The sequence below is a fragment of the Clostridium oryzae genome (assembly GCF_002029235.1).
In the GTDB taxonomy this organism is placed as follows: domain Bacteria; phylum Bacillota; class Clostridia; order Clostridiales; family Clostridiaceae; genus Clostridium_AE; species Clostridium_AE oryzae.
Genome location: NZ_MZGV01000090.1, coordinates 1 through 14,841, shown reverse-complemented (window position 1 = coordinate 14,841; position 14,841 = coordinate 1). Strand labels below are relative to the sequence as shown.

The following is a 14,841-nucleotide window of genomic DNA, read 5'->3' as shown; positions in this document are numbered from 1 at the left end:
GATAACTTGCTTAACCCAACGAAACTCAGAGGTAACAGCATCATCGTTAGTAAGTCCAATAACTTGAGTGATATCGAAATCCCAACCTTTTTCAAGTTTAAATTGTTGAGCAGCAAGAGGATAGGCATTATAGCCGTCTGCAATGAATTTTAAAGCTTTCCCAGGGAATTGTTTGAACTTCTGAAAAGCCATACGCATAGCAAGAATACAAGGTCCAACAGCACGGTTATCAGAGACCTGATAGCCAAGGATAGACTTTTTGCAGGTGTCCATGATAAAGCAAAGGTAATGCTTAATACCTTTAACCTTAATGTATGTTTCATCAGCAGAAAGGATGTTAGAAGGTTTATAGTTAAAGTTATCTACAAATGGTTTAATGACAGTAGCTGCGGTAGTAGCATAGTGAGCAACCATGGTATGAGAGATCTTAATACCATGAACTTCTTCAAGGGCATGAGCAGTCTGTCTAGCTGGAAGAGAATTTAAGTCCATCTTAAAAAAATCCACAGTAAATTCACGGTAGATGTAGTGAAGCTTGTATTTATGCTTGTCAGCAGGTGATAAATCCTTTGGAAGCTTAGAAAGATTTTTGAGGTAATAAGAGCACTTAGGATTAACACATTTATGAACGCGAAAATGTTTACGATCCTTTTTAGGGTCAAGAGTATGACCACAATAAGGGCAAACGAATACCACAGGTTTAGTAACATGATTAGACTCGTGGAAGGTCTGTCCACAAACTTTGCACTGGTATTGTCCTTTAGAACCATTATTATCATAAATGTACTCATGAGGAGCACCGCACTTAGGACAAATGATACTCTCAGAAATAGATTTACCATTACGACGGTTAACAGGCTTAACAAGCTTATTGTATTTGTGCTTATAGTAAGCCAAAAGGAGTTGATAATCTACCTTCTCAAAACGAAGAATCTTGGGTAGCTTGTCAACCTTGAACTTTTGGTACTCTGGGCCATTAGAATCCTCAAAAGCCCACTGCTTAAGAGGAATATGTTTAGCAATAAATAAAACAAGTTGAAAAATAGTTTTTAAAAGATATTGATTATATAAAAGTAAATAAGTTATAATTGAATTCATACAATGACAACCTTTCTTGTTATTTTTGTTTGTTAGAGATTCAATTATAACAGAAAAAAGGGGGTCATTGTTTTTTTATTCAAAAAAACTCTGCAACCCTTGATATATAAAGAAAATTTTAAAAGAGTAGTGTAAAAACTTTACACTAACAAATTAATTAGGAGGGATTTTTTATGAAAAAATTAAAAAAGGTTGTTACTTGCTTATCTATTTTAACTATGGTGACAACGCTAGCAGCAGGATGTTCCAAAAAAAATGATGTTTCTAGTAAAAGTGCAAAATCAGCACTAGATACTAGTAAAAGAGTACAACTAAATATGTACCTTATGGGAGATGAACCTAAAGATAATGCAAAAATAGTAAGTGCACTTAACAAATTAACCAAAAAGGATTTAAATGCTACAGTGAAAATAACATATTCAACTTGGACAGATTTTTCCACAAAGTACAACTTAATGCTTACCTCAGGTGAAAATATGGATCTTGTTTACGGTGCTAACTGGCTAACCTATGCTACATATGCGAAAAAGGGAGCATTTACAGATTTGACAGATATGATATCTAAATATGCTCCTGAGTTAAGCAAAGAAATCCCTAAAGAAAGATGGGAGGGGACGAAGGTTAATGATAAGCTCTATGCAGTTCCTAATCAGAATCCAGAGTTTACACAAGGTGCCTTCGTATATAGGGAAGATCTTCGGGAAAAATATAATCTCCCTAAAATTAATTCTGTAGATTCCATTGAAGCATACTTTGATGGTATAAAGAAAAATAATCATGATATTATGCTAACTAATGATTCAGGTTCTTGTGCATACAATAATCTGTTTATGTTTACTACAAAATATGAGATTGTGGATAAAGGTGATGAAGCAACTTCAAACCTTGTAATTGACCCTAAAAACCCTAAAAAAGTATTAGCAACTATAGAATTACCTGAATACAAAGCATTTGTTGAGAAAATGAAGAATTGGGCAGATAAAGGTTTTTGGTCGAAGAGTGCTCTTTCAAGCAATGAAGATGGAATAGTATCATTTGAAAACGGGAAAGCAGCAGCTTCTTTTAATTCAACTCTTGCGAAAGCAAAAGGAACTGTAGAAAAATTAGCAAAATCTAATCCGGATTGGAAAGTAGGAGTTTTTGAATACAATAGATTAATGAATAAGGTTCATTCAGCAGCAGTTACACAAAATCTTACAGTAATACCTAAGGTATCTAATAATCCAGAAAGGGCTCTGGCGCTAATACAGAAATTACAGACAGATAGAAGATATTATGATATAATTCAGTACGGTATTAAGGGATTGACTTACAATCTAACTCAAGATGGTAAGTTAGATTACAGCAAGATTAACACTACAAAGCATTCTGCACCTTCAGGTTGGGCATTCAGAAATGCAAAATTAGATAGAGCAAACGTTTCAGACTGGTCAGAGTGGAAACAGCGTAACGATGAAGACAAGAAGTTAGCTACTCCAGATATATTAGATGCTTTTACCCTTGATACAGATCCTGTACAAAACGAATATGCTGCAATTACACAGGTAACTAATCAATATGGAAAGCCATTGAATGCAGGTTTAGTGAAAGATGCAGATGCTGCATATGCTTCATTGTTAAATCAGGCGAAAGCAGCTGGTTTGGAAAAGTATAGGACAGAAGTAGAAAAACAAGTTGATGAATATCTTAAGGAAAAAGGAATTAAATAATTAACAATTATGCAGGTTAACTTATAAACCTGCATAAATCTGTCTCTACATGGAAATGTATATATTTATGGAATTTATTGTCCTGTGCTTTTGAAAATTAGTAATATATAATATTGAGTAACAATACATTTCTTAGAGTTTGCTGAGTTTTATTCCGGGGGGGATTATAGTATGTTTAATAGGCTTAGAGGCAGAAATAAAATATATATGCGAATGCTTATAACACTTGTTTCTGTCATTGAAGCTACTATTCTTTTAATATCTGTCATACTATTTTATAACTTGAAAAAGAACATGACACGTCAGTTATATGAGATATATGTCCAGGATATAAAAAAGAGCATTAACGATGTACAAGCTATTATCAATATAATGCATAGCACAAGTGTACAAATGAAATATGATTATTATGTCAAATTGCTAAGCAGCTATCGGGAACCGGATGCAACTCAATATTTGCCTGTTTTACAGCAAATAGACAATTACAGAATGGCAGTTAATGTAATCGATTCTATATACATATATAACTCAGGAAAATTTTATATAAGTGATGATTCAGCAACAAATTTTATTCAATCTGAAAAGGTTATTAAAGATAAAAGTATATTGCCTATAGTTAAAAATTATAGCCAATATCGTATTTTAAAGCCTATTCCAAGAATGATTAGTAATCTTAAGACGAGGAAGCAGAGTGAAGGAACCAGTTTTATTTTATATGAAAAGGTACCCATAAGTTCAAAAAGTATTGTTATCATAAACCTGAAAAACGACTGGTTAAAAGGAATAACTCAACAAATGGAACAGGTAGGAAGCATTGAAAACATTGTAGTAGATAACAAGGGGAAAATTATAATAGATTCACATGATAATAAAATGTTTAAGGTTTCTAATAAGGAGTATGTAAAGAATGTTATTAACAGTTCAAAGAATTCTGGATATTTTGTAAGTGATGTGAATAATAATAAATGTCTTATAACCTACAATAAAATGAAATCCATAGGATGGAGTTTTGTATCTGTTATTCCTTATAAAGTAGTAAATAAAAGTATATCTGGTGTACTTATGAATGTTTTAATAATATGCGGTGTTATACTGCTTATGGGAATGGCAGCAGCTGTATTTCTGTCACGCAAATTCTATAATCCTTTTGAAAACCTTTTAAATCAGCTTTCTCTATACGAAAGAGAAAAAACAGATATATTAGATGAACATAGAAAGAAATTTTTAACTAATTTTATTTTTCACAGCAACGAACTTCAAGAAAATTTAATCAATAAAGGTATGGAAGAATATAATATTAATTTTTCTTCATCTCAACCATACATATTAGTACTTATACAGATAGAGAAAAATGATGAGTTTAATGGAGCTGAAACGGATATAAGTCTAATTAAGTTTGCTATATATAATATAGCTAAGGAAATAATACAAGAGCAATGTGCAGTTGAGACTATCGATATATCGGAAAAAGATGTTCTTTTCATATTAAATAGAGAAAATGGCTTTGAGGCTATTAGCGAAAGAATAACAAAAGAGATTAGAAATATTCAAAAACTGATAAATAATTATTTTCAAGTATCAGTGTCAGCAACATTGAGTGGGGAAATCACAGAATATAGAAAACTGAATAAAGCTTATGAAGAACTGAAGGAATCATCCAAAAATAAGTTTTTTTATGGATTTGGGGCTCTTATTTCTAATGCTTCAAGCGTAGAGCGGTCGAAAAATAAATATTCATACTCAGATCAAAAGGTAAAGGATATAATTGTTGCATTAACCAGCGGTAAAGGTGAAAAAGCAAAGCAAATATATATGAATATAGTAGATGAACTTTCTAAATGCAGCTACAATGTATATCAAATTAATTTAACACTATTGTTCTGGGAGATATCTGAGAATATAAAAGGCATAAAAATAAGTAAAAATGAGAGTTGGATAGAAAAACTACAGGCATTCGCAGGAGAAATATCAAATATGTCTAATATCGATACAGTAAATGATATAGTGTCTACGATTTTTGATGGTATTTCGCAAAGCTGCAGAAAAACAAATTCTTCAAAATATGAAGACATGGCTAATCAGATAAGAAACATTATAGATAAAAAATATGACGATATAAATTTATCTGTAGAAGCTGTTTCTGACATGATAGGATTTACTTCATCTTATATAACCAAAATCTTTAAGCAATATACTGGTAAAACTATTATAGAATATATCAACCAGAAGCGTATAGATGTAGCAAAGGAAATGTTGGAAAAAACTGCATATAATGTAGGAGATATATCTGAAAAGTGTGGTTTTGCTAATATAACATATTTTCATAGAGCCTTCAAAAAAAGTGTTGGAATAACTCCAAGCTTATATAGGGAAAAGCGCAGAGGCAATAATGAACTCAAGCTGGATTTAAAAATATAAAGAGGTGAAATTAATGAAAAATGTAAAGGTAATTCAAACGGCTAAAGATACAACAGATAGACTTACAGAGAAAGAGAGTTTGAAACTTAATTCACATAAGGCAGATGGAAATATACTAGAGATAAATCCTTCAAAGACTTTCCAGCAGATAATAGGTTTTGGGGGAGCATTTACTGAGTCTTCTGCATACACATTCTATAGAATGAGTGAGCAGAAAAGAAACGAGATTATTGAAAAGTACTTTGACTCAGAAAAGGGGTTAGCATATTCAATAGGACGCGTGCATATTCACAGTTGTGATTTTGCTTTGGGTAATTATACCTATGTAGAGGATAATGATAGGGAACTAAGGACATTTACGATAGAACATGAGAAAAAATGGACTATTCCATTTATTAAAGAAGCAGAAAAAGCTAAAGGCTCTTCAATAAAACTTTTAGCCTCGCCATGGAGTCCGCCTGCATGGATGAAAACCAATGGTGATATGAATCATGGAGGTAAACTCCTTCCGGAGTGTGCCCCTCTATGGGCTAAATATTATACTAAATATATAAAAGCTGCTAGAAATGAAGGACTTGATATAAGAGCTATCACAGTTCAGAATGAACCAGCAGCCGTCCAAACATGGGATTCATGCATATATAGTGCTGAGGAGGAAAGAGACTTTCTAAGGAAACATCTAGGGCCAACTATGGAGAAAGAAGGATTATCAGATATAAAAATATACATCTGGGATCATAATAGGGATATTATTGTTAACAGAGCCAAAGGCGTATTAGAGGATGCAGAGGCTACTAAGTATGTATACGGGATTTCCAATCATTGGTATGTATCCGAAGAGTTTTGTAATTTGACTAAAGTTCATGAGCTTTTTCCTGATAAGCATATATTGTTCAGCGAAGGCTGCCAAGAAGGTGGAGTACACTTGAACTCCTGGGAAACTGGGGAAAGGTATGGAAGAAATATGATAGGAGATTTCAACAATTGGCAGGAAGGATGGCTTGATTGGAATTTGATTTTGGATGAGACAGGCGGACCCAATCATGTTGGGAATTTGTGCGATGCCCCAATAATCGCAGATACTAAGAAAGATGAAGTTATCTATAATAGTTCCTACTACTATATTGGGCAATTCAGTAAATATATAAAACCGGGTGCTAAGAGAATTGAGGTGCTTCAACAAGGCAAATCAGCTTTGGAGAATGCAGCATTTGTAAATAAAGATGAGAGTATTGTAGTCATTGTACTTAATGAGACTGACAATGAGGAAAGTTTCAATCTTAAATATGAGGAAGAAAGTGCTCAATACGCCATTCCAGCTCATGGAATAACCACATTTATAATTTAATTATCAGATATATTTAATTGATACTCTATATTCACGAAGTGATAGGTAGGAAGCAATAATATATTCAGAACTTTGCAAATTACGGAAGAAAAGCATGTGAATAGAGTCATTGCTGCGAATAACGTTATGCAAATACATGAAGATGGCATAAGCTGCGTGTAATCGTAGGCGGCATTTTGTGACCGCCGGAGATTATACGCAGCTTTTTTAGATTCTTCTATGATACTTATAACTTTTATCATTTCACTAAATTTAATGCTAATAATTTCTTTATTGTGACTTTACTAACTATGAAAAATAAAAATAAAAATGTATAATATTATAGATAACTTATATAGCTATATAGATGTAAGCATCTTATGCTTCTATCTATAAGTTAAGCTTGGTTATTAATTATCAATGTACTATCTGTTTAAAGAGCAATCAAATCAGGGGTAGGAGGAATATATTTATGAGAAGAGGAATATCATTATGGAGGATAATTGTTGGACTAATAATTCTTAAGTTTATTATTAATATATTTGGTCCAGGTATGTTTCATATGCACGTCTATGGTCTTCAATATTTTATTCATACGTGGGTTAATAGACTAATAAACCTTGGTGGCGTAGCAGTGTTAATAGCTATTATAAGCGGGAGAAGACGAAGGAAGATGGAACACTCCGATAATTTTAATACTTTTGGTAATGGCAGTTATCAGGATAACTATGGTGAAAGGTACACTAAACCTGAAAAGGGAAACGAAAACGTCAATTATAACAGTGAAAATTATAATACGCCTATGTATTCATCAAGTAGAAGAGATATATTGTTTTCTGACAGAAAAATCGTTGCTACAGGTAATGAAGCAGCATTTAACGTTGCATTTTCTAATGGAAGGATTGATTTATCCGCGTTACCACAGCCTGAAAGCAATAGAAGCTTGAAAATTAATGTTGCTTTTTCGGACAGTAGAATAAAGATTGATGAAAATATTCCAATGGTTATAAAGGTAAAATCAATGTTTTCTGACGCTAGGCTTCCCAATAATGACAATATATCATTTGGACAAGATTTTTATAAAACTAGAAGCTATGTTGATGGAAAACCTCACTTTTATGTGGAAATGAACACAGCGTTCAGCAGTAGTAAAATAATAGATAAAACTAGGTGAAAAGGGCATAAAGTATTTGTTGACAATAAGGATAGGTCGTGTCTATAATTAGCGTGTATAGCGTGTATAGCGTGTACAGGGTATCTATTGAAAGCAGTACACGCTATAAATATAAATGGTATTGGAAAAAATATGGGAGGAATTAGAATGAAAAAATTTAAAAGCCTAGCAGCTATCATTACAGGTGTAATTGTATCCGCTTCTTTGTTTTCAGGCTGTTCTAATGATGAAAGTACTTTATTATTAGCGCTTAAGAAGAATGGTACTATTACGTCAGCTCAATCAGCAACAACACTTTCTGCAAACATAAATGCTGTAAATCAGACGGCGGCAGAAAAGAAGGATGCAAAGGAATTTATAGAAACTATAAATGGTTCAAGCATTTCTATTAATTCTGATTTTGTAAAAAAGGATAGCTCTCTGCAATCAAAAACAGATGTTAGTCTTAAATCAGATCTTAGCAATGGGTCGCTGGCAACAGTTTGGATGGACAATTCTGTAACAAACGGGAAAGCATATGAGAAAAGTATATATAAACTGTCAGATATGATTAAATATTCTGCTGATATGCCTGAAAAATTTGCAAAGAAAACTTATATGACAGTGGATACAAATGATATTGCCAAGTTAGCGTCTGAAGTAAATGAAAAGGAAAATGCACCAATACAGCAGTTTACTGAAAATACAAGAAAGAAATTAATAAAATTTGTTCAGGATTATATCCAAAACTATAACCCTGGGGTTACTGCAATAACATATAAGGGCGAGCAAGATGGATTAAAGAATTACGAATTAAAGATTGATAATACTCAGCTGAAAAGCATATTGCTATATAGTGCAACAAAACTTGGTAAGGATACTGAAACTGCGGATCTCCTTAAGGGTATAGTTAAGGATTATGTGGCACTTGAAGGACTAAGCAGTAAGGAAACTAAAAAAGAAATTGATGAAGCTAACGCTGATATCGATAATGCATTAAAGTATTTATCAAATTCTGATGGAAAATTAGGTACAGCTATTGATAAAATAGCATTACTTGGACCTAAAGGTATAGATATCAATTTCTATGTAAATAACGAGGGGTATTTGACTAAAACAAATGGTACTGTGGAAATTGTTCTTGACATGAAGAAGCTGACTAGTGATTTAAAGGCTGAAAGCGGTGCAGTTGATGATGCTACAATACCTTCATATACAGGACAATATACAGTAGATTTAAATTTCAGCAATGAGCTGACCAATATAAATCAGTCCTCTGTTGCTGTTACGTTACCTGCATTGACTAAGAGCAATTCATATTCACTAACAGAATATAATAAATACACTCAGGAACAACAAAGATTAGAAGCAGCTAAGACAATAGCAAATCGTGCAATTAAGAGTAAGAATAAGGGCGTTATTAATTCAGCAATATTAACTGTTAAAGCCCTTCCAAACAGTACAGAAAAAACTAAGCTCTTGAATAAGTTAAATGCAGCTTTATATTCTGTTAACAAAACAGATGCTTCCAAGCTTGTTAAAAAAGCTAAGAAATCTCTAGCAATAGCTGATTACGAGAAGGCAACTGCAGCTATTAATAAACTTACAAAAGCTGATAAAACTAAGTTATCTAAAGATTTGAAAAAAGTTAAAACAAAGGTCTATACTAAGTCAGTGGTATCAGCTCAAAAAGCTATAAATAGCGTTAAAAAGCATAATACTAAGGCTAATATAAGTGCAGCTAAGAAGGCAATTTCAAAAGTTAAAGGTAAGGCTAACAGAGATTATCTTACTAAACAGCTTAACAAATCAAAATAATAAAACTTTGTATGTATAAAAAGGTCTTCTGGATATTTCCAGAGGACCTTTTTTAATTAATAAATAAAGTGGTAATCAGCACTCATAATTCATAATTTATGTATGGAACGTTTATATTTTTTATTGTAAAATAAAATTATATACGGATTTTTGCAGAGGTGAGACGACATTTGAAGAAACTTAATAACTTAACAAACAAAATATTGTTAGATATGTATAAAATAATTATATTGCAATCAATATTGTTAATATGTATAGGAATATGTTTATATTTTAATTATAATACAATATTGTCTTTTGCATTAATTCTTATATTTATTATTATTGGTATTTTATATATGAAAAAGTTAAAAACATATTTAGTATTACCATTTAATGATGTAGTAAATGGGCTGTATGATAAAGGATTTATGGATGGTATATCATCAGACAAGAAAATCAGTAAGCAAAATATTAACAATATATTGGAACGTATGCATGAATTTCCACATACACTGGATGATATTATATATTTGATAGGAAGTTTAAATAAGGATATATCTATTCAGGATGAATTAGAGTACATATTTTTAAAATTTAACAAGTACGTTCCGTATTCTTATATTGGAGTAGCATTAGTTAAAGATGGCGGAGAAACCCTTGAAGGAGAATATGCAATTGGCGACAAGAGCATCTTAGAGACGCTAAATAATGGTAATGGTACACAAAAGAGATATAAGATAAGCTCTACTAGTTTAGGAAATGTAATTAAAAGAGGGACTCCTAGGATTATTAACGATTTAGAAAAATATGTTGAACGCAAAGAGAGCAAACCTTATAATGAGGCAATATTATCTGCTGGCATAAGATCGTCTATTGCACTTCCCATGATAGTTAATTCGAAAGCTATCGGTGTAATATTTTTTTCGAGCATATATAAAAATGTTTACAATAATGAACATGTGAAGTTTTTGAATATTATTGCAAAAAGTATAGCTATTAGTTTTAATAAGAATATGTTTGTGGATAATCTTATGTATAGCAGCATATTAGCATTGGCTAAGCTTGCTGAGGCGAGAGATGAGGATACTGGAGAACATATCGAGCGTATGAAAGCATATTCAAAATTAATAGCTAAACTATTATATAATAAAAGTTCATATAAGGCACAGTTAAGTCTAGCATTTATTGATCAAATTGAAAAATTTAGTCCAATGCACGATATTGGAAAGGTTGGAGTGAGAGATTCTATTTTGCTCAAACCTGGAAAACTCACAGAGGAAGAGTATGAGGAGATGAAGAAGCATACAATATTCGGTGGAAGAGTATTACGTGCAGCCGAGGAAAATATATTAAAAAGTGGTAAGAGCATGTTTAGCATGGGAATAGAAATAGCTGAAGACCATCATGAGAAATGGGATGGTACGGGTTATCCCAATGGAAAAAGTGGACAAGATATACCACTTAGTGCAAGAATAGTTGCAGTAGCAGATGTATTTGATGCATTAACAAGTAAGCGCTCATATAAGGAACCTTTTTCTTTTGAAGAATCTTTTGATTTCATACTGAAAATGAGCGGAAAACAATTTGATCCAGAAATTATAAATATTTTCGAAGAAAATAGAGATAAAATTTACAGCATGTATAGTTCATTTCATACTAAAAATGCATCACACTGAATTAAACTATCTGTTTATTAAAATAAATATTTGTTTATAATAGTAAGTATAGGTTTCTTTATGGAAATTCAATTTGTACATTTCGAAATCTTAGATAAAACTTTGGAGGAGTAGCAGTGAAAATTAAGGAATCTAATCTAAAGGAACTCACAGATGAATTTACTTTTAGACGTGCTAAACAATGCTATAATGATGGATTTGTTGAGGATCTAAAAATAAGTGAATTAGAAGATGAAATACAAGGTAACCCTGTAGGAATATTGATAAAAGCAAGTGTTATATCATCTAATGGATTTAATTCCTACAATGTTAATATAGAGTGGAATTATTCATTGAAACAGATAAGGGGACAATGTGGATGTCCATACTGCCATGAAGATTACAGTAGGGAAGTACCATGTAAGCATATAATTGCGGTATTAATTAAATATATTGAAGAATATCAGGATAAAATGGACTTAATATCGGGTGGATTTGAACTTGATGAACTTATAGAAAGTTTTGAAAAATACGGTGGCTTTGATGAAGAATTCAAAAGAGAACTTAATGTAGATATAAAATTTTTTCAAAAAACCTACTATGAAAATGCATACGTTGAACTTAAGGTTGGTCTAGAAAAAGCATATGTAGTTAAGAATATGAGAACATTTTTGAAGGTATTAATTCGAAATGAAAGCCTAGAGTTTGGAAAAAACTTTACTTATGATCCTTCAATTCATAAGTTTAATGATATAGATGATAGAATAATGGATATGTTTCTTGAGATAGTAGAGGGTGAGGAACAAAGGCTTAATAGTATGGATTATCATGGATATTATAATTCTTATGGAGGTACATTTTTTAGTGGAAAAAAAATATATCTTACGGATAGAATGGCATATAGGTTTTTTAAAATAGCTAAGCAGAGAAACATTGATATAGTGGTTGATGGAAAAGAGCATAATGGTGTAAGCATTCGTGAAGAAAAAATGCCATTAGATTTTAAACTGGAAATGGATAAAAAAAATATAAAAGTTAAGCAATTAAGCGAAATGCCAATAGCTTTAGATGATTACAATAAAATATTTTACTATAATGGTAAAGTTTTTCTTCCTCCAGAGGAACAAATAAGAATGTATATGCCTGTATATAATATGATTTCTAAAAGAGAAAATAAAAATGTTCTATTCAATTCTGATCAGGCAAGAAAAGTTGCCCAATATTTAATTCCGGCACTAAAAAAAATGTCGGAAAATATAGTGCTGGATGAAAATATAAGAGAACAGTTTATTGAAGAGCCTCTTACAATAAAAATTTATCTCGATAAAGAAGAAGATAATATTATAGCATCAGTAAAATATTGTTATGGAGCTAATGAAATAAACGCTTTTGCCAAAGAAAGCGATAATGACAGCAAAAGCATCTTGATTAGAGATACATCTAAAGAGAAAAAGTGTGAAACTGTCTTTAAAGGTTTCGGTTTTAATCGAAGTAAGGATATTCTGGCAATGAAAAAGGAAAAGGATATTTTAAGTTTTGTAACGGATGGCGTTCAAAAATTGCAGCAATTAGGTGAGGTATATTATTCTGATGCATTTAAGAATATTAGAATATATAATAAACCAAGCATAAGAACTGGACTTAGATTAAATGACCAAAATCTTCTTGAGTTTTCTTTTAATATTGATGGAGTTGAAAAAGATGAACTATCAAATATGTTCAATGCACTGAGAGAAAAAAAGAAATATTTTAGACTTCGTAAAGGTGGCTTCATATCGCTTGAAGGTAAGCAGATGAAGAATTTATCAGAGGTTGTAGATTATCTTGACATAGATAACGATGTTTCAAATGAAAAGATTATTTTGTCTAGATTTAATGCATTATATCTAGATGAAAAATTAAAAGAAGTTGTTGGCGATGAATTAGATAGAAACTTAAATTTTATAAAGCTCGTAGATAATATTAAAAATGTAAGACTTACTAAACTTCCAATTCCGAAACACCTTGAAAATACAATGAGAAACTATCAAAAAATAGGATATAAATGGTTTAAGACATTGGCTGAATATGGGTTTGGAGGCATACTCGCAGATGAGATGGGGCTTGGTAAAACTCTAGAAACTATAGCATTTCTTTCATCTGAAAAGGGTAATGGGCCATCTGTAGTTGTGGCTCCTACTTCATTAATATACAATTGGAAAGACGAAATAGAAAAATTCTCGCCTGAACTTAGAACTGAGGTTATAACCGGACCTAAAGCTAAGAGAAATGAAATCATTGAAGCTGTAAATAATTATGATGTTGTGATTACATCGTATCCACTAATAAGACGAGATATCGATCAGTATATAGAAAAAACATTCAATTATTGTATATTAGATGAAGCTCAGCAGATTAAAAATCCAGCATCGCTTAATGCCACAACAGTAAAACAGATAAAGGCAAATGGATGTTTCGCATTAACTGGGACGCCTATGGAAAACTCTCTTACGGAGTTATGGTCAATATTTGATTTTGTTATGCCAGGATATCTTTTATCCAATAATAAATTTTCACAGTTGTATGAAACTCCCATAGTCAAAGAACAGAAGAAAGAAGTCCTTACTGAACTAAACAAGAGGATAAAACCATTCATACTTAGAAGGCTTAAAAAGGATGTTATGAAGGAATTACCTCCTAAGATAGAGCATAAGCTGGTAGTGGAAATGACTGATAAACAGAAAAAATTATATATTTCATACTTAGAATCAGCAAGAAATGAAATAAGTGAAGAAATATCAGCTAATGGTTTTAATAAAAGTAAGATAAAAATAATAGCTTTGCTTACAAGATTAAGGCAGATTTGCTGTGATCCTACTGTATTTGTAGAAAATTTTTCAGGGGAAAGTGGTAAAATGCTCGCATTAGATGATCTAATGGAGGACATGGTTGATAATGGTCATAAGGTACTACTTTTTTCGCAGTTTACAACTGTATTAAAGAATATAGGAAAGCGATTTATAAAGAACGGTATTGACTATATGTACCTTGATGGAACTACAAAAAGCGAAGATAGAATGTCCATGGTAAAACAATTTAATGAAGGTGATAAAAGTGTGTTTCTGATATCACTAAAAGCTGGAGGTACAGGACTTAATCTTACAGGAGCAGATGTGGTAATACATTTTGATCCTTGGTGGAATCCAGCCGTAGAAGATCAAGCAACAGACAGGGCTCATAGAATTGGTCAGCATAAGACGGTTGAGGTTATAAAGTTACTGGCTAAAGGAACAATAGAAGAAAAAATATTTAATTTACAGAATAAGAAGAAGGAAATAATTGATAATGTAATCAATGAAAATATGAACGCAGATAATATCTTATCAAAGATGACTGAAGAAGATCTTCAACAGTTGTTTGCATAAATAATTAAATAATATGCATTTATCTATAAATCACTTGACATAGTTTGTCAAGTGATTTATAATTTGCCTATTAATCAATATTAAACCGCTCTGAAAAGGTGGAATAAATTGAGTTTATTGATAATATATAGTACTTTTCTAAAGAATATGGGTTATCATCTGATAATATTCAAGTGTAATTTATACATTTTAGATAACAAGATGAAATATTGTATGCATTATTATTTAATTTACAAAAAACAACTGATTTGTGTATAAATATTCATATATTATTTAC

General features: G+C 31.6%; 8 protein-coding genes. 7 read left to right on the top strand and 1 reads right to left on the bottom strand.

The annotated features are described in order from the left end of the window. A partial coding sequence (locus tag CLORY_RS20910; protein WP_079428189.1) for a DDE-type integrase/transposase/recombinase occupies positions 1-1,098 on the bottom strand: 1,098 nt, incomplete at its 3' end. 173 nt (positions 1,099-1,271) lie between these two features. Here CLORY_RS20910 and CLORY_RS20905 point away from each other — a divergent pair. From CLORY_RS20905 to CLORY_RS20875, 7 genes are all read left to right on the top strand, one after another. Beyond that, on the top strand, positions 1,272-2,807 hold the full coding sequence (locus tag CLORY_RS20905) for an ABC transporter substrate-binding protein (RefSeq protein ID WP_079428187.1): 1,536 nt from the start codon (positions 1,272-1,274) through the stop codon (positions 2,805-2,807). Between the two features lie 171 nt (positions 2,808-2,978). Next, the gene (locus CLORY_RS20900) at positions 2,979-5,225 is read left to right on the top strand and encodes a helix-turn-helix domain-containing protein (RefSeq protein ID WP_079428185.1); all 2,247 of its coding nucleotides are present in this window, start codon (positions 2,979-2,981) and stop codon (positions 5,223-5,225) included. 13 nt (positions 5,226-5,238) lie between these two features. Next, positions 5,239-6,573 carry a glycoside hydrolase family 30 protein gene (locus CLORY_RS20895; protein ID WP_079428183.1) on the top strand — a complete coding sequence of 445 codons (1,335 nt, stop codon included), beginning with the start codon at positions 5,239-5,241 and terminating at the stop codon, positions 6,571-6,573. Positions 6,574-7,024: 451 nt separating this feature from the next. Continuing rightward, on the top strand, positions 7,025-7,726 hold the full coding sequence (locus CLORY_RS20890; protein WP_079428181.1) for a hypothetical protein: 702 nt from the start codon (positions 7,025-7,027) through the stop codon (positions 7,724-7,726). 147 nt (positions 7,727-7,873) lie between these two features. After that, complete coding sequence (locus CLORY_RS20885) at positions 7,874-9,523, top strand: hypothetical protein (RefSeq protein WP_079428179.1); 1,650 nt, start codon at positions 7,874-7,876, stop codon at positions 9,521-9,523. Positions 9,524-9,861: 338 nt separating this feature from the next. Beyond that, entirely contained in the window at positions 9,862-11,181 is a 1,320-nt protein-coding gene (locus CLORY_RS20880; protein ID WP_169911705.1) for an HD-GYP domain-containing protein, read from the top strand. 116 nt (positions 11,182-11,297) lie between these two features. Further along, a complete protein-coding gene (locus CLORY_RS20875; protein ID WP_242954478.1) occupies positions 11,298-14,564 on the top strand; it encodes an SNF2 helicase associated domain-containing protein in 3,267 nt (1,088 codons plus the stop codon). The last annotated feature ends 277 nt before the right edge of the window (positions 14,565-14,841 follow it).